Genomic DNA, 20,197 nt, shown 5'->3' with positions numbered 1-20,197 from the left:
TGGAAGCGGCCCTTAATACGGTAGGAAGAGTCCCGCCAGTGCCGCGCTCATCAGGTTGGCGAGGCTACCGGCAGCCAGGGCGCGGATACCGAGCTTGGCGATGACCGGTCTTTGATTTGGCGCAAGGCCGCCCGTCACCGCCATCTGGATGGCGATCGAGCTGAAATTCGCAAAGCCGCAGAGCGCGAAAGTGATGATCGCCCGGCTGCGTTCGGTAAGGACAGCCGCGTCCATGGCGCCCAGTTCGATGAAGGCGACGAATTCGTTGAGCACGATCTTGGTGCCGAACAGCCCGCCGGCAGCGCCGGCCTGCTCCCACGGAATGCCGATGAGGTACATGACCGGCGCGAATACATAGCCGAGCAGCTGCTGGAAGCTGATGTCGGGATAGCCGAACCAGCCGCCGATGCCGCCGAGTATGCCGTTGGCGAGCGCGACCAGCGCAACGAAGACCATGACCATGGCGCCGACGGCAACCGCCAGCTTCACGCCGGTCTGGGTGCCTTGGGCCGCTGCCTCGATGACATTGGCAGGCTTGTGGCCTTCCTCGAAAGTCTCGGCCACCTCGACCTCGTGCGGTTTGCCGCTTTCGGTGAGCGCCGCCGGCCCGTCGCCGCTGATGCGGGCATCAGGCAGCTTGACCTCGGCCATCTCGGCCGCGTCACGCGCGAGATCGCTCTCGTCGTCGGGCATGATGATCTTGGCCATCAGGATACCGCCGGGTGCCGACATGAAGGCGGCTGCCAGCAGGAACGGCACGGCTTCTGCGCCGATGAAGCTGGCGTATGCAGCCAGGATCGTGCCCGCCACGCCGGCCATGCCGACGCTCATCAGGGTGAACAGGCGGCTGGGCGTGAGCGCTGCGAGATAGGGGCGCACGACCAGCGGGCTTTCCGACTGGCCGACGAAGATATTGGCCGCGCTGCCGAGCGCCTCGACCTTGGAGATGCCCGTAATCCAGCCGATCGCACCGCCGACCCAGCGCACCAGCCGCTGCATGATGCCCCAGTGGTAGAGGATCGAGACGAGCGCGGCGAAGAAGATGATCACCGGCAGGGCGGCGATCACGAAGGTATTGGTGAAGGGATTGCCTTCCATCGGACCGAAGATCGCGGTGATACCGGCCTTGGAATAGTCGAGCAGGGCAATGACGCCGTTCGACATCGCCAGGATCGCCTCGACACCCCAGGGCGTGCGCAGGACGAGCAGCGCCATCAGGGCCTGCAATGCGAAAGCCGCACCCACGACACGCAGCTTGATGCGGCGCTTGCCGGTGGACAGCAGGAAGGCGATCAGGAGGATCGCGAGGATACCGGCGATATTGACAATGAAAGGCGGCATTGCGGACCCCTTCGCGATGCGACAAGTTGCGGATGAAATCAGCCGCTACCTTGCGCGGCGGGTCCGCTTAGTCAATTTCTGCGCCCTCCGCCAGCGCGCGCTGTCACCAGTTTGAAAGATTGTCCTACCCCGTCATGACCGAAAGCCCGGCCAACGAAACCCGCCTTGCCGCAGCTGCCATGCCGCTCGGCCTGTTCGTCTATATCCTGCTCTACGGGGGCATGACCGTGCTCGCGGGCGTGCTCGCGTTCAAGCAGGTGCAGCTGTGGCCGACCGACCTCGCGGTGGAATCGGGCATCTTCGCCTTCCTCTTGCTGGTGGTGATTTCCAGCACCATCGCCCAGCTCTACGGAGAAAAACTCGCCAACCGGATCGTGTGGTTCGGGTTCGTCCCGCTGCTGATTTCCGGCTTGCTGATGCAGCTCGTGCTGAACCTTCCCGCATCGCCCGAAATGATCGGCGGACGGGCAGAGGACCTGGCGGCGTTCGAGCGGGTCCATGCGACGATCTGGCGCGTCTGGGCGGCCGGACCTGCGGCCTACATCGTCTCGCTGCTGCTCAACGTGTGGATCTTCTCGCGCCTGCGCGGCAATGCCGAAGGCGGCGGCGCGTTTTCACTGATGGCACGCGGCGCGGTCGCGTCGGCGCTGAGCCAGGCAATCGATTCGGTGATCTTCATCACGCTGGCCTTCTACGGCCAGTTCCCGATCACCAACCTCCTCATCGGACAGGTCATCGCCAAGGTGACGCTCAGCATCGTGCTGGTGCCCTTCCTCATCACGGGCGGCGTCGCGCTGGCGAAGTGGCTGGACAGCCGCAAACGCGCCTAGGCCGAGCAGCTGGCCCCGCCCAGCACGCAGAAGCGCGCGCAATGCGGGTGGTTCAGGGCCACCTCTCCGCTCGCCTCTGCCAGCGTTGCACCGAGGTCGAACCCCGCGTCATAGGGAATGAGCGTGCAGGCCGCGACGCGTGGGCCCGGCTCGCCCTTGCGGTGCACGACCATGCGGCTCGATGCGCACATGATGTCGGAAGGTGACTTGCCGAGAATGTCCCAGCACGCGGTGGTGATCTCCGCGATGTCCTTGCCTGCGTCCATTTCGGGAAACAGCACCAGCCGCACAGGGTCATGTGCATCGATTGCGATCCCTTCGGCAGCGAACAGCGCGGCATAGGCGCGGCGCGCCTCCTGCTCGCCCTCGCCCGGCAAGAGGCGTCCGGCAACGGCGATCGAAAAGCCATGGTCCGACAGCCAGCGCAGCCCGTCCATCGCGGGAACCCAGCTGTTGGCACCCCGCTCCGCCTCGTGGACGGGCCGCGAATGGTGGTCGAGGCTCACACGCAGGGTCAGCCGCTCGCCGAACCTTTCGCGCAAGGTGAGCAGCGCGCGCTCGTGCCTGCGCATCGGCCGCATGGCATTGGTCAGGACCAGGACCTCGAATCCGCGCGCAAGGCAGTCCTCCAGCATCGCGAGCATATCGGGGTTCATGAAAGGCTCGCCACCTGTGAAGCCGATCTCGCGGGTCCCCATGCTTGCCGCTTCATCGAGGAAGCGGCCCGCATCGTGGCTACGCAGATAGACCAGCGCATCATTGGTCGGGCTGCTTTCGATGTAGCATGTGGCGCAGGCCAGATTGCACAGCGTGCCGGTGTTGAGCCACAGCGTATCGAGCCGGACCAGCGGCACGCTCGCGCGCGGCTCACCCTTGGCCGTGATGGCTGGATCTGCGAATTTTTCGCGCGGAAGTGCTGCCGCCTCGACCGCGAAGGGCGACGGGCCAGCCGGTGCGTTGCGGGAAGCCGAACGCGCGTTCACGAAAACCGCCGCCTCATCTGGGCAAGGAACCCGGCCCATTTCTTCGGCAGCGGCCCGAACACGGTCGGCTCCCATGCGGCAAAGGCAGTCGCCTTGGTGATCTCGCTGCGGGTGGGATAGGCGATGACCGCCGAGCCTAGCGCGAAGGTGCTGCTCTTGCCGGTGATCGTCTGCGTGTAGGGCAGCAGCAATTCGCCGACATTCTTGCCCACCAGGCTGGCGCCGACGACCTTGGTGCCCTTGAGCATCACCTTCGCCTGGCCCTTGTCATTGCCTTCGGTCAGCGCGCGTTCGTTGTCGTGGAAGCTTTCGGTGACGACCCGCAGCTTCTCGCCGAATTTCTCGCGTGCTTCCTGTTCGGTCAGGCCGATCTGGGCAACTTCCGGCTCGGTATAGGTGCACCAGGGCAAAGCCGAATAATCTACCTTGGCGGGCAGGCCGAGGGTGATTTCGAGGGCGACGTTGGAGCCTTCGTAGCCCGACACGTGGGTCAGGCGCGGCCCGTCGCGGCAGTCGCCGATAGCGTAGATGCCTTTCACGGAGGTGCGGCGGCGTGCGTCGGTCACGATACCGCCGCGGCCCATCTTCACGCCGATGTCTTCCAGGCCGAAGCCTTCGCACCGGGCCTTGCGGCCGGTGGCGATCAGCAGATGCGATCCGTCGATAACCTCCTCGCCGACATGCAGGCGGACAGCGCCTTCGCGGCCCTCGACCTTGCTGGCGAGCCCCTTGACGAAGCGGACGCCCTCGCACTCCATCACTTCGCGCACCAGCGCCACGCTCTCGCGGTCGTCACGGGCCATCAGCTCGTCCGGCTCGACCACGGTGACGGCGCTGCCGAGACGGCGGAAGGCCTGCGCCATTTCCATGCCGATCACCCCGCCGCCGACGATCACGAGGTGATCGGGCAGTGCTTCGATGTCGAAGATGGTCTCATTGGTGAGATAGGGGACATTTTCCACGCCCTCGATCGGCGGGATGGCCGGCTTCGAGCCGGTGGCGATGACGATGCGCGGTGCGCGCAGGGTCCTTCCGCCAACCTCGACCGACTGGGGACCGGTGACTTTCGCCCAGTCGCGGATGACCTCGCAGCCCATTTCCTCGAACCGCTCTTCGCTGTCGTGCGGCTCGATCGCGGCGATGGCATCGCGAATGTGCTGGCGCACGCCGAGCCAGTCGACCTTTGGCTGATCGAGCGTCACCCCGTAGCGCGTGGCTTCCCGCGCCTCTGCCGCACGTTTCGCTGCCGTAATCAGCGCTTTCGACGGCACGCAGCCATCGTTCAGGCACTCGCCGCCCATCTTGCGCCCCTCGATCAGGGCGACTTCGAGGCCGAAGAGCGCGCAGCCGCCGGCAGCGACAAGTCCTGCGGCCCCGCCGCCGATCACGATTACGTCATGGGTGAATTTCATCGCTTGTCCCGTAACCGAAATTGCTCAAGATGCGAACTCTATCGAATTCCCCCGCCCCTTCGACGGACAGGTCCCATCGGTTACATGACGCAAAGGCGCGCCGCGTGAAGGTGCTGGTGACGGGGGCTGCCGGACTGGTGGGCGGCGAGATCTGCGCGAGGCTGCTCGCGCGCGGCCACGAGGTGACCGGCCTCGTCCACCGCAATCCGGAAGTGCGCGCGAACGACGGCGCCGCTGTCGACATCCCCACTGTGAAGGGCGACATCTCGCAAGCGCGCCTGGGCCTGTCCCCCGAGCGTTTCGCCGGGCTGGCGGACGCGCACGACCTGGTCGTGCACTGCGCTGCCAGCGTGCGCTTCGACCTTGAAGAAGAGGATTACCGCGCTGCCAATGTCGATGGCGTGCGCCATGCGCTGGAGCTGGCGGAGGCCGGCGGCATGGGCTTCCTGCACGTCTCGACGGCCTATGTCTGCGGGACGCGCAACGGGCCGATCGCGGAGGACGATGCCCTGCCAGAGGACGGCTTTGCCAATGGTTACGAAGCCAGCAAGGCTGCGGGCGAGCGGCTCGTCCGGCAAAGCACTGCCAGATGGGCGATCGGCCGCCCTTCGATCGTGGTGGGCGCGCATGGGGACGGCGCCATCCGCCAGTTCGACACCACCTATGCAGCCTTCAAGCTGATTGCCGAAGGGCGCGTGCGGCACATGCCTGCCCGCCCGGGCGCGACGCTCGACTTCGTGCCGATCGACCACGTGGCGGCTGGCATTGTCGCGCTGGCCGAACGCATGGACGAGGCAGCCGGCGGCACCTATCATCTCGTCTCCGGCCAGCCGCTACCGGTGGAACGTTTCACCGGGGCAATCGGCGGCTACCCGCACTTCCACGAACCCGAACTTGTCGCCCCCGAGCGCTTCGATCCCGCCTTGCTCCCCGCGCTGGAGCGGCGCTTGTTCAAGCGGGTGGCTGGGCTTTACGCGAGCTATTTCCAGCGCGACCCGCATTTCTCGGACACGCGCTTTCGCGAAGTGACAGGCATCGAATGCGCAGTGACGGGCGAGGACTACATCCGGCGCCTCATCGACCATTGCATTGCCGTGGGCTTCCTGGCCGACGCCTAGCGCACGTCGGGATAGTGCTTTGCCATCCGGCTGCGCAGGCCGAAGGCCCAGAGCATGCCGACCTTGAAATAGATCCAGTTCGCCTTGAGCGCGCCCCATTCGGCAATCCGCCGGTCGGAAGTGTAGACCCGCTGCGGCAGCATCCGCACCCAGCCCAGCCGCGCCAGCTTCACGCACAGATCGGCTTCCTCCATCACCGCATCGCCCGGCGTGCACCCGCCGACGCGGAGGAAATCGGCGCGGCGGAAGAACATGGCATGGTCGCCGAACAGCAGGCGCACACCGCGAAAGAAGAGGTGCGGGCGCGTGATGAGCGGCGCGTACCAGGTCTTGGCCCAATTATGCAGCGTCGTCCCCCAGCGCGTTCGTTCTGGCCCGCGGATGACGGGGCTGAAACTGGCAAGCGCGGTGCGCCGGTCTTGCATCGCGTCCTCGATCACTCGCACCATGTCGGTCGGCGGCAAGGTGTCTGCATGGAGGACGCAGACGATCTCCCCGCGCGCGTCCTCTACCCCGGCGTTGATCTGGAGCGCCCTGCCCCGCGCCGTCTCGAGAATGCGCCATCCCGCATCGCGCGCGATGGCGACCGTCGCATCGCTGCTGCCGCCGTCCACCAGCATGATCTCGGCAGGCGCGGGATCGAGGCTGGCGAGCCGCTCCACCAGCTTGGGCAGCGCCTTTTCCTCGTCCAGCGCAGGAACCAGCAGCGTAACGCTCATTGGAATTCGGGCCAGGCGGCGAGGTCTTCTGCCGTATCGATGTCAGCCAGTTCGGGCAGGATCGCAGGGCCGATCCGGCGCTCTGCCAGCCGCGCGAGCGTTTGCGGCAGGACCTGCGGCGTGCTCCACTCCATCGCCTCGAACAGGAAAGGCATCGGCTCGGCCAGCCCCACGAGGTAGTAGCCCCCGTCATTGGCGGGACCGAGCACCACCTTGCGGTCCGCCAGCGCACCTGCCGCCGCTTGCAGGAGCGGCACGGAGATGGCCGGACAGTCGCTCCCGATGATGAGGCAGGGCGCAGCCACGCCTGCCATCCGCGCCCCCAGATCGCCCTCGCCCTGGTCGACGACGCTCACATCGGCGCCGAAGAGTTCGTGAAACGCTGCTTCCTCGCCCCCTGTCACCCGCAGCTCGAATTCCAGGCCGCTCGCTTTCGCAACCTCGACCGTATGGGCCAGAAGGCGCGCATAGAGGCGTGCCGCCCCCTCTTCCCCGAGAGCGGGGATCAGCCGCGTCTTGACCTTTCCGGGCACGGGCAGGCGGGCGAAAACGGACAGGCGCGGAGCGTTCATCGCTGTCTCGTAACGAAAAATCGCAGGCAGGTGCAAGCAGGCCATGACGCGCATGGAAACGGCTGCTAGGCGGCTGCTTGTCATGACAAAGGTCTATCCAGTTATCCTTTGCGGCGGCAGCGGGACGCGCCTCTGGCCGCGCAGCCGCCGCGTGAAGCCGAAACCTTTCCTTCCGCTCTTGGGCGACCGGACCCTGTTCCAGCAGGCGCTGGACCGCGTATCGGATTCCGGGCTTTTCGAGGCCCCGATCGTGGTAGCCGGAGAGGCGCACACCAGCTTCATCGCAGAACAGGCCGGCGAGCACCGCCTGGTCGTCGAACCGGCGGCCAAGAATACCGCCCCTGCAATCGCGCTGGCGGCACGGCTGCTTCCCCGCGATGCGGTGATGCTCGTCTGCCCGAGCGACCACCACATCGCCGATGAGGCCGCCTTCCTCGACGGAGTGCGCACCGCCGCCTCGCTCGCGCGGGAGGGTTACCTCGTCTCCTTCGGCATCGCACCCGACCGTCCGGCCACCGGATACGGCTACATCAAGCGCGGCCAGACCGTCGGGGCTGGACACCGGATCGAACGGTTCGTCGAAAAACCCGACCTCGAGCGCGCGCAGCAGTTCCTTGATGACGGGGGCTTCGTCTGGAACGGCGGCATCTTCGCCTTTCCGGCGGGAAGGTTGCTCGACGAGCTTGAGACCTATCGCCCCGAAATGGCCGAAGCGGTCGAAGCTTCGGTTGCATCAGGTGAATGGGACGGTTCGCGTTTCGATCCCGAGGCGGCTGCATTTGCGCGCATCGCCGGGGAAAGCGTCGACTTCGCGGTAATGGAAAACACCTCGCACGCTGCTGTCGTGTCGGCGGATATCGGCTGGTCCGATATCGGCGACTGGAGCGCGTTGATGGAAGCTCGCCAGGCGGACGAAGACGGCAATGTCCTGTCGGGCCGAACCGAAGCCATGGGTTGCCGCGGCGTGATGGTCGACACCGATGGCCCGCGCGTGTCCATCGTCGGCCTGAGCGACGTGATCGTGGTCGTCGATGGCGACGAAATCCTCGTCCTCTCGCGCGACCATGCGCAGAGCGTCGGCAAGCTGGACGGGGCCGCCAATCAATGAACTCCCGGATCTTGCCGACCAAGCGGGTGGAAAAGGTCTGGGGTCGCAGCCCCTTGCCGCCACCCTTCGCACTTCCCGGAGACGCAGAGCGGATCGGGGAAATCTGGTTCGAGCCGTCCGATGCGATGCCGGACGTTCTCGTCAAATATCTCTTCACCAGCGAAAAGCTCTCGGTCCAGGTGCACCCTTCCGGTGCCGCCAGCCCGACCGGCCGCGGCAAGGAGGAATGCTGGCTGATCCTGGCTGCAGAGCCGGGTGCAAGGCTGGCGATGGGCTTCACGCAGTCGCTCGATGCCGAAGCCATGCGCGCTGCTGCGCTCGACGGATCAATCGAGGACCTGCTCGAATGGCGGACGGTCGAGCCGGGCGACTTCTTTTACATCCCGGCCGGGACGGTTCATGCGATCGGGCAAGGACTGACGCTGCTCGAAGTGCAGCAGAACACCGACATCACTTATCGCCTTTACGACTATGACCGCCCGCGAGAACTGCATCTGGATGCAGCCATCGCAGTGGCTTCCGGCAAGCCCTATCCTGCGGGATTGCACCGGAAGGTGGCGCCCGATGCGGAAGCGGTGCTGGTGGACGGTCCGCACTTCCGCCTGTTCCAGCTCCATGGAGAGCCTTCGGCGGACATGCTCGGCCGGTTGCAGGGCCCGATGCAGGTCTTGCCGCTTTCCGGAGATGTCGCGGTGTCGGACGCGCGCATAGCGCCCGGGTCGAGCGCAATGGCATCGAACATCGACGAGGTCGAATTCGGCACGGCGGCGCGCACGCTGATTGCGTGTTCTGCCGGACAATCCTGAGGGAAAAGGTGGTGAGCCCTGCTGGGTTCGAACCAGCGACCTACTGATTAAAAGTCAGTTGCTCTACCGACTGAGCTAAGGGCCCGACCACGAGGGGCACCTAGGCATGCGATGGCGGGTGGTCAAGCGTGGTTTGGGTTGCTTTCGGGCAGCCCGGCAATTTAGTTTGGCACGGGGCCGCGACAAGGAAGGGACGGGGTTGCAACCACTCGATGCACGCACTGCGCAAAGCCGCAGCGGAGGGCCGTCCTTCCCGCTCGGCTCGCGAATTGCACGGACATTGTGGATGATCGCCTGGTTGCTGCTCGCTCGCTGGACGCCGCCGCTCCTCCACCCGTGGCGCGCGCTGATCCTCAAGGCTTTCGGTGCGCGGCTCGGCAGCAATTGCCGCGTCCATGCGAGTGCGCGCGTCTGGTGGCCCGGCAATCTCGAGCTGGGCGACAACGTGCTGATCGGTCCGGGGGCGCTCCTCTACAACCAGGGACATATCAGCGTGGGCAACGACAGCGTGATTTCGCAGCGCTCGCACCTGTGCGCCAGTTCGCACGATATCGCCGATCCGCATTTCCAGCTGGTGCTCGACCCGGTGACCATCGGCCGCTCTTGCTGGGTGGCTGCCGAAGCTTTCGTCGGCCCGGGCGTCACCATGGGCGAAGGGGCTGTCCTATCTGCGCGCGGTGCCCTGTTCTCGGACGCAGAAGCCTGGACGGTCTATCGCGGCAATCCCGCTATCGCGCTAAAGCCGCGCGCCCAGCCAGCTGCCGGAGAGTAAGGCCCGTCACGGCATCGCGCCAGTCGGGTGCGATCTCGGCAGCGGGAAGCAGCACGAAGTCGCGCTCGCGAAACAGGAGGTGCGGAATGACTAGGTCCGGCGCGAACCAGGCCCCGCCGCTCCACAGCACGATATCGAGATCGAGGCTGCGTGCCCGCCAGCGCGCGCCGCGCCTCTCGCGCCCGAATTCGCTCTCCACCGACTGCAGCAGGGCGAGCATCGTCGGCGGATCGAGCGGGGCGGACACGATTGCCGCGCCATTGGCATAGGTCCTGAGCGAGGGGCCGACCGGGTGGCTGGCCCGGATGTGCGAGGCGATTTCGACCTCTACCCCGCGATCAGCCAGCCGCTCCAAGGCTGTCAGCAGCACAGCCCGCGGTGCGCCGACACCCGGCACGCGCATGTTCGAGCCGAGCGCGATAACGTAACGGTGGCTGCTTGCCTGCCCCATGGCCTGCGCCTAGCGTGCCGGCACGACAAGGCAAGGGAGATTGCGATGAAGGGGATCGGGGCAGCCATCGGCTTCGCGTTGCTGGCAGGCGCGGCGCCGCTTGCAGCGGACGGGCATGAACGCAGTGCGCATGAGCAGCGCAGCTACGAAATCTACCGCGACATCATCGCCTTCCGCACCGCTCGCGGGCACGGTCAGGTGGACGACATGGTCGCCTATCTCGCAGGCCGCCTGTCGAAAGCAGGCTTTGCTGCCGGGGACATCATGGTCACCGACTACGACAGCGAAGGCGATCCCACGCAGGGCCTGATCGTACGGTATCGCGGCGATGGATCCTCGGGTGAAAAGCCGATCGCGCTGCTCGCCCATATGGACGTGGTCGATGCCCTGCCCGAGGACTGGGAGCGCGATCCCTTCACCCTGACCGAGGCCGACGGCTATTTCTACGCGCGCGGCACGCAGGACAACAAATACGGGGTGATGAACCTCACGAGCACCTTCATCCGGTTGAAGGAGGAAGGCTGGACGCCGAACCGCGATCTCTATCTCGTGTTCTCGGGAGACGAGGAGACGGGCATGGTCTCGACCCGCGCGCAAGCGAAATGGATCGCGGAAAACGTGGACCCTGCCTACGTCCTCAATTCGGACGCCGGCGGCATCGGGCTGGCCGACGATTTCTCGCCGCTCGCCCAGCAAGTCCAAATGGCCGAGAAGACCTACGTCACTTTCGACCTGACCGCGACCAACCAGGGCGGCCATTCTTCCCGCCCGCGCAGCGACAACGCGATCTACGACCTGGCCGCGGCACTGCTGAAAATCGCCGAATACCGGTTCCCCGTGCGCGATACGCAGCTGACCCGCACCTATCTCGGCGCGCTCGGCCAGAGCATGCCCGGCGAGCTTGGCGAGGCACTGAAACGCTTCGCTGCCGACCCGTCGGATGCCTCGGCCATCGAGATCATCCGCGCCGATCCGAGCCTGGTGGGCACGCTCGGCACCACCTGCGTGGCGACCATGCTGAAGGGCGGGCATGCCCAGAACGCGCTCCCCCAATCGGCCAGCGCGGCAGTCAATTGCCGCGTCTTCCCGGGTGACGGGGTCGACAATGTGAAGGCCCAGCTCGCCGCAGCGATCGGCAATCCCGAGATCGCCATCGTCCAGCGCGCCGAAGCGACCGAAAGCGGCGTCAGCGAGTTTCCGGACGAGGTTCGCGATGCCCTGTCCAAGGCGCTCGTCGCACGCTTCGGCAAGCCCATCCCGATGCTGCCGCACATGTCGTCGGGCGGCACGGACGGCATGCATTACCGCACGCTCGGCTATGACACCGTCGCCATCGGTGCAGGCGCGAGCAGGCCGCAGGACATCTACGCCCACGGCCTCAACGAACGGATGCGGGTCGATGCCTTCTATGCAGGGCTCGACCACTGGACGATTATCCTGAAGGAACTCGCCGGCAGCTAGAAGATCGTGTTCTCTGCCGGGCTTGAGGTGAATTCTCCCAGCGACAGGCGGCGGCGACGCCGGATGAGGCCTTCGGAGGAAAGCGCAAAGGGCACTTCCACGTCCTGGCTGTAGTTCGGCGCTCTCAGCTGGACGAACAGCCGGGCCGTCTCCGTGCAATGCCTGACGATGGCGGCGGCGCGAATGAGGCCGTCCTGCGCCCGGCTGCGCAGAAGGTCGGACAGCCGGCCGAGTACGCCCTCGCTCCCGCTGATCGGTGCCGCGTCGAGGACGGCGACATTGTGGATCACCCCGTTGGACCGCAGTTCGAAGACGAGCGGGAAAAAGTGCCCGTCTTTCTCGATCCGCGCGATTCCGGCTTCGAGCGCGGCAGTGAACAGCTGGTCCAGCTGGCCCTGGTCGATCCCTCCGCCGGTGCCGGTCACCGTCAGCTGTCCTCGCAGATCCTGCCGTAGAGCTGCGGGCGGCGGTCGCGGAAGAAGCCCATCCCCGCGCGGTGCGTGGCGGCACGGTCGAGGTCGAGCGTGGTCACCAGCACTCCGGTTTCCTCGCGCCCGTATTCTTCGACGAGGTCGCCCCATTCGTCGGAGATGAAGCTGTGGCCGTAGAAGCTCTGCTGCCGGTCGGCTGGACCTTCATGGCCGATGCGGTTGGCAGCCGCGACAGGCATGCAGTTCGAGACTGCGTGCCCGATCATGGCGCGGCGCCACATCCGGCTGGTATCGAGATCGGCGTCATAGGGTTCGGAACCGATGGCCGTCGGGTAGAACAGCACTTCGGCACCCTTCAGCGCCATCACGCGGGCGCATTCGGGATACCACTGGTCCCAGCAAATGCCGATCCCGATGCGCGCGGTGCCACCCGTGCAGGGCACGTCCCAGACTTTGAAACCGTCGTTCCCGGGGCGGAAATAGTACTTTTCCTCGTAACCCGGACCGTCGGGAATGTGGCTCTTACGATAGGTCCCCATGATCGCGCCGTCGGGCCCGATCATGGCGAGCGTGTTGTAATAGTGGTGCCCGTCCCGCTCGAAAAAGCTGGTCGGGATCGCCACCGAATGTTTCGCTGCCAGTTCCTGCATGGCGAGCACCGAGGGGTGCTCTGCCGTCGGACGGGCGAGGCTGAACAGTGCCTCGTCCTCCTCGCGACAGAAATATTCGCCCGAAAACAGCTCGGGCGGCAGGATGACCTGCGCGCCCCTGCCCGCCGCCTCCTCCACGAGGGCGGCCACTGCGGCCACGTTCTCGCTCTCGTCCTTTCGGGCGAGGGTAAGCTGGAGGACTGCGACGGTCAGTTCGCGCATGCCGGGTCTCAGGGCCGCTTCTTGAAGAGAAGCGTCATACGGTCGCTTTCGCCCTTGTCGGCGAGGTCGGCGCGCTTGGTGCTCTGGACAGGCGGCATTTCCCACACGCCGCCTTCATGGTCGGCGGTATCGTTCGGATTGGCGTTGATCTCGCTCGCAGCGACGAGCTCGAAGCCGTTGAGGCGCATGAAATCGATCACGTCCTGCTGGCGCAAGTAGCCCTTGGTGCCATTCGCATAGGACCACGGCGCATCTGCCTTCGCGCGGTGCTGGACAATGCCGAGGTAGCCGTCATCCTTGAGCAGTTCGCGCATCGCCCGCATCTCGGTGTCGGCAATGCCCGTGCGCGTGATGCCGTGGAGACCGCGGATCACCAGGATACGATCGAAGGTGCCCTTCTGGTCATCGGGGATCGTCTCCAGCGTCATGCCCGAGAAGTTGTCGGCGGGAAGTCCGGTGTAACCCGCCACTTCGGCGCCGAAGCCGGCAGCGGCAGCGCGGATGCGGTCCTGCCGCTCTGCATCGGCAGCAGCATTGAGCGGGTTGGCATAGATACCGACCAGCTTGCCCTCGCCGCCGAGATAGTGGCCGAGCAGGCGCGAGTACCAGCCGCCGCCGGGCGCGTATTCACCCACCTTCATGTGCGGGCCGACGTGGAAGAAGGCGAGCGTTTCGGCCGGGTGGCGGAACTGGTCGCGCTTGCGGTCTTCTGCACGGGTCGGATGGTTGATGGCACCCGACAGCGCTTCGCCGTGGTGCTTCATGAACATGGCGGTGTCTTTGACATGCTCGGCCATGTCGTGCTGGCCGTGATGGCCCCCATGTTCGCTCTTGTGTTCGCCCTGTCCGTGATTGTGGGCGGCGGCAGGCGCTGCGATCGCGATGGCGGCAGCGGCAAGCAGGTAACGCATCGTGTGTCTCCTTCGAACTCCCCGCGCGCCTCCTGCCCTCACATCGGGCAGATGACAAGCGCCCACAGGCTTCCTATCTGCCTGTCCAACAAGGAGACTGACTACATGGCGCAGCAACAGGCGATTGTCGCAGGCGGGTGCTTCTGGTGCACCGAAGCGGTGATGAAGGACGTGATCGGGGTGAGCGGGGTCGAAAGCGGCTATATCGGCGGGACCAAGCCCAATCCGACCTACAAGGAGGTCTGCACCGGCGAGACGGGCCATGCCGAAGGCGTGCGCGTGACCTTCGACGACGAGGCGATCACCCTGCCCCAGATCTACGACGTCTTCCTCGGCACGCACGATCCGACCCAGCTCAATCGCCAGGGCGGCGACATCGGCACGCAGTATCGAAGCGCGATCTTCCCGCTCGACGATAGCCAGCGCGCCGAGGCCGAGGCGGCCATCGCCCGCTGGAACGAAGATCACCCTGGCCAGAGTGCGGTCACCACGATCGAGACCGGCGAATGGTACCCGGCCGAGGACTACCACCAGGAGTATTGGGAAGGCGAAGGCCAGCGCAATCCCTACTGCCTCGCGGTCATCCCGCCCAAGCTGATGAAGCTGCGCAAGAGCTTCCAGCAGTACCTCAAGCCCGAGGCCTGAACCACAGGCGACGCTTGTCGCGCGGGCCTTGGGGTGCAATCTTCCCGCCGATGCCGGGAGCGCACACCAAGGCCTTTACCAGCGACCATGTCGTCAATCCCGACGGCAGCGTCGAATTCGCCTGTTCGCAGGACGAAACGCTGTGGCCGTGGTTGCGGATCGGTCCGCATCATCCCGGAGCGATCCAGGCGGCAAGCTACTGGCTGAGCGTCGAGAGCGCGATGGCTCTGGGCGGCTGGGACCCCGACAAGTGGTCGGCCCTGACATGGACGCACTGGCGCTGCGGCGAGCCCGGCGTCGGCCGCATGGCCCGTGGGCGCTACGAACGCACGCGGATTGAGGGCAAGGAAAGCTTCTCCATCCATCTTCATGACGCATCGGGCGCGCTGGTCTGCCGCCTGGACGGGCGCGGCGTCGTTTTCCGCACGCGCGACTTCGAGAAATGGCGCAGCGGAGCCAAGGAACGGGACGACAAGGTTTCCTCCGCCGATTTTGCCTATGCCGACCAGTCAATGCTCGGCCTCGGCGATAGCGAATCCCCCTTTCTCGGCCCGCTGGACGGCAAGCAGGCCGCAGGCCTCCTCGATCCCGCCAATGCCATGCCTCCCGCCCACCCCTGGCTCGACGGATCGGGCGACCACGTGAACTCGGCGCACCTTGCCGAAGTGGCCCGCCAGTTCGCCAGCCTGCTGCGCGGCGGAAATCCGTTCAGGGTGAGCGAAGCCGAAATGCGCTTCGACCGCTACGTCGAACTCGGGGTCCCGTTCGAGGTCGAATGCATTGCCGACACAGGGACTCGCATCACCATGCAGATCCGCCAGTCGGGCAGGGACTGTACGTCGATCGAATACTGCATCGACAGCTGATTACCGACCGCATTTGGCGGAGCGCCGCACCCGTGATATCTGCCGCGAACGGCAAAAGCTCGGGTCGCGCTGGGGAGGGATCGGGCATGCCTTACAAATACGGACATTATTTCGTCGCTTTCACGCTGGCGATCACGGTCGGCGGTTTCTGGGCAAGTTACTTCACCGCGAGCGGCCCGATGCCGCTTGCGTTCCATGTCCACGCGGTAACGGCGATGACGTGGCTTGCATTCCTGCTGGTCCAGAGCGTTTCCATCCATTCGCGGCGCAACGCGCTCCACAAGACGATGGGTCAGGCGAGCTTCGCCCTGTTCCCGCTGCTGATGCTGGGCTTTGTCGCCATCATCAACCTTTCCGCATCGCGTTACCTTGCGCAGGAAAGCCCGTTCATCATGGAACTCGGCCCTGCGTTCGGGATCGCCATGGTTATCGCGCTCGCCGCCTATCTGACGCTGTTCTACAACGCGCTCAAATACCGGCGGAACATCAAGCTGCATGCGGGATACATGCTCGCAACCCCGATGATCCTGTTCGAATCTCCGTTCAGCCGACTGATGGAGCACCTCTTCCCGTGGATGAATTTCATCCAGAGCGGTGGGCCGCGAAATGTGCTCGACACGATCGCGATCAGCGACACTCTGGTCGCGGCCTTTGCAATGGTGCTCTATTTCCGCGACCGGAAGCATGGCGCACCGTGGCTGATGGCCGCAGGGTTCGTGATGCTGCAGGCAGTGGTGACGTGGTTTGCGCCCGACATGACGTTCCTCAACGCACCGTTCAAAGCCTATGCGCAGATACCGGGTAGCATCACCCTGGCTGCCGGTGCGCTGGCCGGGATCGCCGTGACCTATTTCGGCTGGGTCGCCGGATCGCGCCCCGCCGCACCGCGCGCAGTGCCAGAAGCCGGCTGATCAGTCGTTGCGCCATCGTGCGATGAAAAAGCCGTCCAGGCCGCCTTCATCGCCCAGCATTCCTGGGTCGGTGCGCAGATAACCTTCGGCAGTGGGGACCAGGCCCGCTGGCAGTTCGTCGCTGGCGATGGGAAGCGGCGGCATACCGACCTTGGCTGCCTGCGCCTCGCCCTCCTCGTGCTCTAACGAGCAAGTCGCGTAAACCAGCGTGCCGCCGGGCTTGAGCCAGCCATGCGCGCGCTCGAGGAGTGCTGCCTGCAACTCGGCCATTTCCTCGATCTGGCGCGGGCCGATGCGGTGCAGCACGTCGGGGTGACGCCGCGCGGTCCCCGTCGCTGTACAGGGCGCGTCGAGCAGGATCGCGTCGTACTGGTGTTTCGGCTCCCAGCTGAGTGCGTCGGCGCGCACGGCTCCTGCGGCAAGGCCGGTGCGCTTGAGATTGGCTTTCAGGAGGTCGAGGCGGCGCTTGGAAATATCGAGCGCGGTCACCTTCCACCCTTGCGCGGCCAGTTGCAGCGTCTTGCCGCCGGGAGCCGCGCACAGGTCGAGCGCGTGGCGGCCCTCGCCCGCGCCGAGCAGGCGCGCCGGGATCGAGGCGGCAAGGTCCTGAACCCACCAAGCCCCGTCCGCAAAACCGGCCAGCTTCTCGACACTCTCGCCGCGCGGCAGGCGCAGATGGCCTGGCATCAGGCTGTCGGCGGCGAGCTTCGCTTTCCAAACCTCGGTTTCTGCCGGATCGCGCAGTGTCAGGTCGAGCGGCGGCGGTTCTGCGAGGCCGGCAGCGATAGCCGATGCCCGTTCGCCCCAGCGTGCGGCCACTTCGGCGGGCAGGGTTGGCGCATCGGGCAGCGCAAGCTCGCTCTTGGTCAGCGTGGAGAAGACCCCGTGCGCCAGCCTGCGCGGACCGCCGGCAAGCAGCGGCAGGCCGGTCGCGATCACCGCATGGGGCGGCGTGTCGAGGCGCAGCCACTGGGCCAGCATCATGCGCAATACGGTGCGCACCTTGGCATCGTCGGGCAACTTCTGCTTCGTCGCGCTGTCGATGGCCGCGTCGAGATCGACCAGCCAGCGCAGCACTTCGCCCGCGATGGCGCGTGCCAGCGCCTTGTCCTCGAACTTGCGCACGTCGCTGGTGGCCGCGCCGAAAGCGACGTCGAGCGTCTCGCCCCGGCGAAGAACCGCGTCGAGCAGGCGAAGCGCGGCCTTGCGCGCGTGGATTCCCTGAGGCTGTGCCATTTGTGCTGCGCCCCTACCCCCACTTGAAACCATGCGCCAGCCTGCGCATTCTAACGGCATGACCGAACGCGCGACCAAGCGGCCCGAGAAATTCGAGAAGCCCGAACACTGGAGCAGCGAACCGCCGCCCAAGCCCAAGAAGGGCGAGGTCGACGAGGACCTGAGCCCGACGCGCTACGGCGATTGGGTCAAGGACGGCATCGCGATAGATTTCTGATATTCCGCGCGCACCATGGCGCGTGCGTGCTCGCAAGATGCGCTGCAAGCGGCTCGCGAAATTATCCCGCTTAGATGCTTTTCAGCCTGATCCGCAGGCCATCCTTCGGTTTCGGGATCGGCCAGGGCTGCCATTCGGGATCGCCTGCAGCCAGCTCGATCTCGTAGCGCGGCAGCATCTGCGCCAGCAGGATCTTCACCTGCATGTAGGCGAAGTGCAGGCCGAGACACATGTGCGCGCCGCCGCCGAAGGGGACCCAGGCATATTTGTGGCGCGCCTTCACCGCTTCGGGCGTGAAGTGCATCGGGTTGAAGCTGTCGGGGGTTTCCCAGTGTTCCGCCATATGGTGGACCATGTGGGCGTTGATGCCCACCGGCGTGCCGGCCGGGATCGTGTAGCCGCCGTATTCGAAGTCCCTCAGCGCGCGGCGCGGGGTCGAAGGGACCGGCGGCACCATGCGCAGCGCTTCCTTGAAGGCCATTTCCGACAATTCGAGCTTGCCGAGATCCTCGTAGGCAAGATCGCGCACCTTGCCCTTGGCATCGACGCCGCCGGTCACCGAAATGACTTCCTGGCGCAGCTTTTCTTGCCATTCGGGATGCTTCGCCAGCAGCCAGATCAGCGAGGTCGCCGAGCTGGTGATCGTGTCGTGCGCGGCCATCATGAGGAAGTTCATGTGGTCGACCACCTCGTCGACCGGCATCAGGCTGCCGTCTTCGTGCGTGGCGGTGGCGAACTGGCTGAACATGTCCTGCCCGCCGCCTTCCGCGCGGCGGCGATGCGTTTCCTTGGTGAAGTATTCGACGAGGAATTTGCGCCCGTCGACGCCCTTTTTCATTTGGGTGAAGGGCAGCGGCTTACGCACCGGTGCGACGCTGGCCTGCACCATGTCGATGAAGGCGGTGTTGATCTTGTCGGCTTCCGGCCCCCACTCGATGCCGATGAAACTGTCCGCTGCAAGATCGAGCGTCAGTTCCTTTATCGAGGGGTAGAAACGCATCTCGCCCTCGCCCCACTGCTCCATGCGCTGGGCGATGCCGCGGTTGAGGCTGCCCGAATAATGGCGCATCGGTTCGGGCTTGAAAGCGATCGACAGTGCACGGCGGTCGGCCCGATGATGGTCGAAATCAAGCAGCATGAGGCCGCGCGGGAACAGCTGGTCGAGGATCGGGCCCCAGCCCTGTTCGCTGGAGAACAACTTGCCGCGATCGAACAGCATCAGCTCGTTGGCATCGGCACCGATCAGGGCGACCTGCCAGCCGCCAAAGGCCCAGTTCTTGTAGACCGGCCCGTAGGTCTCGTACATCCGCCGCGCAAAACCATGCGGATCGGCCAGCATGCGGAAGGTATTGCCGACAACCGGCCAGCCGCCCTCGCCCGGAATATGGTCCAGCGCGCCGTCCGGCAGACGGTCGCTCCAGTGGGTGAACTCGACAGGCTTATGCTCGGCTAGCGTGGCCATGAAATAGGTTGCTCCTGACTACTTACTTCCTTGTAAGTAATCCCGGGACCTAAATCCAGCCCGACAATTCGCGCCGCAGCACGCTTTCCAGCATTGCGAGGCCAGCGTCGGAGGCATTGAGGCAGGACAGGGCCGCAAAATGCGTGCCGCCACCTTCGAGAAACTCGTCGCGCCCTTCCATTGCCAGCTCTTCCAGCGTTTCCAGGCAATCGGCGGAAAAGCCCGGTGCGGCAATCGCGAGACGCTTCGTGCCCGCTGCCGCTTCTTCCTTCAGCACTGTGTCCGTCGCCGGCTCCAGCCATTTTGCCGGGCCGAAGCGCGACTGGAAGCTGGTGCGGAACCGGAGCCCGCGACCGGCGAGCCGTTCCTGCAGGAGGCGCGAGGTCTTCTGGCAGTGGCAATGATAGGGGTCGCCCAGTTCAAGCGTGCGCTGCGGCATTCCATGGAAGCTCAGCACCAGCACCTCGGGCGCGAAATCGAGCGCGTCGAGCTGGCGGACAAGGTCGGCCTCCAGCGCATCGATATAGGCGGGATCGTCGTGATAGGGCGGCAAAGTGCGAATGGCCGGCTGCCAGCGCATCTTGCGCAGGGCATCGGCGGCCTTGTCGACCACCGTCGCCGTCGTCGCCCCGCTGTATTGCGGATAGAGCGGGGCGAGCAGTATCCGGTCGCAGCCCGCGTCCATCAGCGCCTGCAACCGCTCGGCAATGGCGGGCTGGCCGTAGCGCATGGCATAATCGACCATCACGCCCTGCCCCAGCCGTTCCTGCATCGCTGCGGCCTGCGTGCGGGTGATAACGGCGAGCGGAGAGCCTTCGGGCGTCCAGACCTTGGCATAGGCTTTGGCACTGCGCTTGGGCCGCGTGTTGAGGATAATCCCGCGCAGGATCGGTTGCCAGACGATGTCGGGGATCTCGACCACGCGCTTGTCCGACAGGAATTCGCCGAGATAACGCTTAACCGGCCCGCGCTCGGGCGCGTCGGGCGTGCCGAGATTGACGATGAGAATGCCGATCCGGCCCGATTTGACAGGCGGGTGATCGGCGGGAAGCTGCTGGTCCTGCCAGGTCACT

The 20,197-nt window shown here is 65.5% G+C and carries 22 protein-coding genes and 1 tRNA gene; 10 read left to right on the top strand and 13 right to left on the bottom strand.

All coding sequences use genetic code 11. From position 1 onward, the window contains the following. Nucleotides 1-12: 12 nt before the first annotated feature. A complete protein-coding gene (locus LC083_RS08965; protein WP_226700114.1) occupies nt 13-1,341 on the bottom strand; it encodes a NupC/NupG family nucleoside CNT transporter in 1,329 nt (442 codons plus the stop codon). A 134-nt stretch (nt 1,342-1,475) separates the two neighbouring features. Between LC083_RS08965 and LC083_RS08960 the strand changes: the two genes are divergently transcribed. Beyond that, on the top strand, nt 1,476-2,171 hold the full coding sequence (locus LC083_RS08960) for a queuosine precursor transporter (RefSeq protein WP_224831911.1): 696 nt from the start codon (nt 1,476-1,478) through the stop codon (nt 2,169-2,171). Here LC083_RS08960 and LC083_RS08955 read toward each other — a convergent pair. Together LC083_RS08955 and LC083_RS08950 are read right to left on the bottom strand one after the other, a co-directional pair. Then, nucleotides 2,168-3,154: a radical SAM protein gene (locus tag LC083_RS08955; RefSeq protein WP_226700113.1), complete on the bottom strand. Its 987-nt coding sequence runs from the start codon at nt 3,152-3,154 to the stop codon at nt 2,168-2,170. The two genes, LC083_RS08960 and LC083_RS08955, sit on opposite strands and share 4 nt — an antisense overlap. After that, nucleotides 3,151-4,566 (bottom strand): dihydrolipoyl dehydrogenase family protein, encoded by a 1,416-nt coding sequence (locus LC083_RS08950; protein ID WP_226700112.1) that lies wholly within the window; start codon nt 4,564-4,566, stop codon nt 3,151-3,153. Before LC083_RS08950 ends, LC083_RS08955 begins: the two co-directional genes overlap by 4 nt. A gap of 104 nt (nt 4,567-4,670) precedes the next feature. Here LC083_RS08950 and LC083_RS08945 point away from each other — a divergent pair, with 104 nt between their 5' ends. Next, nucleotides 4,671-5,684 (top strand): SDR family oxidoreductase, encoded by a 1,014-nt coding sequence (locus LC083_RS08945; protein ID WP_226700111.1) that lies wholly within the window; start codon nt 4,671-4,673, stop codon nt 5,682-5,684. Here LC083_RS08945 and LC083_RS08940 read toward each other — a convergent pair. Both LC083_RS08940 and LC083_RS08935 read right to left on the bottom strand, forming a co-directional pair. Beyond that, entirely contained in the window at nt 5,681-6,403 is a 723-nt protein-coding gene (locus tag LC083_RS08940) for a glycosyltransferase (protein WP_226700110.1), read from the bottom strand. The two genes, LC083_RS08945 and LC083_RS08940, sit on opposite strands and share 4 nt — an antisense overlap. Further along, nucleotides 6,400-6,975: a TIGR04282 family arsenosugar biosynthesis glycosyltransferase gene (locus LC083_RS08935; RefSeq protein WP_226700109.1), complete on the bottom strand. Its 576-nt coding sequence runs from the start codon at nt 6,973-6,975 to the stop codon at nt 6,400-6,402. The genes LC083_RS08940 and LC083_RS08935 overlap by 4 nt, the downstream gene beginning before the upstream one ends. A gap of 82 nt (nt 6,976-7,057) precedes the next feature. On the opposite strand from LC083_RS08935, the gene LC083_RS08930 reads away from it, so the two are divergent. Together LC083_RS08930 and LC083_RS08925 are read left to right on the top strand one after the other, a co-directional pair. Next, nucleotides 7,058-8,083, top strand: a complete 1,026-nt coding sequence (locus LC083_RS08930; protein ID WP_226700108.1) for a mannose-1-phosphate guanylyltransferase — start codon at nt 7,058-7,060, stop codon at nt 8,081-8,083. Then, nucleotides 8,080-8,889: a class I mannose-6-phosphate isomerase gene (locus LC083_RS08925; RefSeq protein ID WP_226700107.1), complete on the top strand. Its 810-nt coding sequence runs from the start codon at nt 8,080-8,082 to the stop codon at nt 8,887-8,889. Before LC083_RS08930 ends, LC083_RS08925 begins: the two co-directional genes overlap by 4 nt. Before the next feature lie 9 nt (nt 8,890-8,898). On the opposite strand, the gene LC083_RS08920 is transcribed toward LC083_RS08925, so the two are convergent. Beyond that, nucleotides 8,899-8,974: transfer RNA gene (locus tag LC083_RS08920), tRNA-Lys, on the bottom strand. 201 nt (nt 8,975-9,175) lie between these two features. Here LC083_RS08920 and LC083_RS08915 point away from each other — a divergent pair. Next, a complete protein-coding gene (locus LC083_RS08915) occupies nt 9,176-9,661 on the top strand; it encodes a DapH/DapD/GlmU-related protein (protein ID WP_226700106.1) in 486 nt (161 codons plus the stop codon). Here LC083_RS08915 and folK read toward each other — a convergent pair. Beyond that, the gene (gene folK / locus LC083_RS08910) at nt 9,618-10,112 is read right to left on the bottom strand and encodes a 2-amino-4-hydroxy-6-hydroxymethyldihydropteridine diphosphokinase (RefSeq protein ID WP_226700105.1); all 495 of its coding nucleotides are present in this window, start codon (nt 10,110-10,112) and stop codon (nt 9,618-9,620) included. The genes LC083_RS08915 and folK overlap by 44 nt on opposite strands. A gap of 45 nt (nt 10,113-10,157) precedes the next feature. Here folK and LC083_RS08905 point away from each other — a divergent pair, with 45 nt between their 5' ends. Beyond that, nucleotides 10,158-11,573, top strand: a complete 1,416-nt coding sequence (locus tag LC083_RS08905; protein ID WP_226700104.1) for a M20/M25/M40 family metallo-hydrolase — start codon at nt 10,158-10,160, stop codon at nt 11,571-11,573. On the opposite strand, the gene LC083_RS08900 is transcribed toward LC083_RS08905, so the two are convergent. Genes LC083_RS08900 through LC083_RS08890 form a run of 3 tightly spaced genes read right to left on the bottom strand, consistent with a single transcriptional unit; the run spans nt 11,570 to nt 13,787 of the window. Next, nucleotides 11,570-11,998: a hypothetical protein gene (locus LC083_RS08900; RefSeq protein WP_226700103.1), complete on the bottom strand. Its 429-nt coding sequence runs from the start codon at nt 11,996-11,998 to the stop codon at nt 11,570-11,572. The two genes, LC083_RS08905 and LC083_RS08900, sit on opposite strands and share 4 nt — an antisense overlap. A 2-nt stretch (nt 11,999-12,000) precedes the next feature. After that, nucleotides 12,001-12,876 carry an N-carbamoylputrescine amidase gene (aguB, locus tag LC083_RS08895; RefSeq protein ID WP_226700102.1) on the bottom strand — a complete coding sequence of 292 codons (876 nt, stop codon included), beginning with the start codon at nt 12,874-12,876 and terminating at the stop codon, nt 12,001-12,003. Between the two features lie 8 nt (nt 12,877-12,884). Beyond that, on the bottom strand, nt 12,885-13,787 hold the full coding sequence (locus tag LC083_RS08890; protein ID WP_226700101.1) for a class I SAM-dependent methyltransferase: 903 nt from the start codon (nt 13,785-13,787) through the stop codon (nt 12,885-12,887). A gap of 105 nt (nt 13,788-13,892) precedes the next feature. Between LC083_RS08890 and msrA the strand changes: the two genes are divergently transcribed. From msrA to LC083_RS08875, 3 genes are all read left to right on the top strand, one after another. Continuing rightward, nucleotides 13,893-14,432: a peptide-methionine (S)-S-oxide reductase MsrA gene (gene msrA / locus LC083_RS08885; RefSeq protein ID WP_226700100.1), complete on the top strand. Its 540-nt coding sequence runs from the start codon at nt 13,893-13,895 to the stop codon at nt 14,430-14,432. A 50-nt stretch (nt 14,433-14,482) separates the two neighbouring features. Then, complete coding sequence (locus tag LC083_RS08880; protein WP_226700099.1) at nt 14,483-15,298, top strand: hypothetical protein; 816 nt, start codon at nt 14,483-14,485, stop codon at nt 15,296-15,298. Between the two features lie 86 nt (nt 15,299-15,384). Beyond that, entirely contained in the window at nt 15,385-16,209 is an 825-nt protein-coding gene (locus tag LC083_RS08875) for a hypothetical protein (RefSeq protein WP_226700098.1), read from the top strand. On the opposite strand, the gene LC083_RS08870 is transcribed toward LC083_RS08875, so the two are convergent. Next, nucleotides 16,210-17,445, bottom strand: coding sequence for an RsmB/NOP family class I SAM-dependent RNA methyltransferase (locus LC083_RS08870; RefSeq protein WP_226700097.1), 1,236 nt, complete (start codon nt 17,443-17,445; stop codon nt 16,210-16,212). 58 nt (nt 17,446-17,503) lie between these two features. On the opposite strand from LC083_RS08870, the gene LC083_RS08865 reads away from it, so the two are divergent. Continuing rightward, on the top strand, nt 17,504-17,662 hold the full coding sequence (locus LC083_RS08865) for a DUF1674 domain-containing protein (protein ID WP_160608954.1): 159 nt from the start codon (nt 17,504-17,506) through the stop codon (nt 17,660-17,662). Between the two features lie 70 nt (nt 17,663-17,732). Here the strand turns inward: LC083_RS08865 and LC083_RS08860 are convergent, their stop codons facing one another. Both LC083_RS08860 and hemH read right to left on the bottom strand, forming a co-directional pair. Continuing rightward, entirely contained in the window at nt 17,733-19,124 is a 1,392-nt protein-coding gene (locus LC083_RS08860; protein WP_226700096.1) for a cytochrome P450, read from the bottom strand. Between the two features lie 49 nt (nt 19,125-19,173). Next, nucleotides 19,174-20,196 (bottom strand): ferrochelatase, encoded by a 1,023-nt coding sequence (gene hemH / locus LC083_RS08855; RefSeq protein WP_226700095.1) that lies wholly within the window; start codon nt 20,194-20,196, stop codon nt 19,174-19,176. Between the last annotated feature and the right edge of the window lies 1 nt (nt 20,197).

Source organism: Qipengyuania gaetbuli (genome assembly GCF_020524765.1).
In the GTDB taxonomy this organism is placed as follows: Bacteria; Pseudomonadota; Alphaproteobacteria; order Sphingomonadales; family Sphingomonadaceae; genus Qipengyuania; species Qipengyuania gaetbuli_A.
Note: the sequence above shows the minus strand (reverse complement) of the source record. Positions and strands in the feature narration are given on the sequence as shown.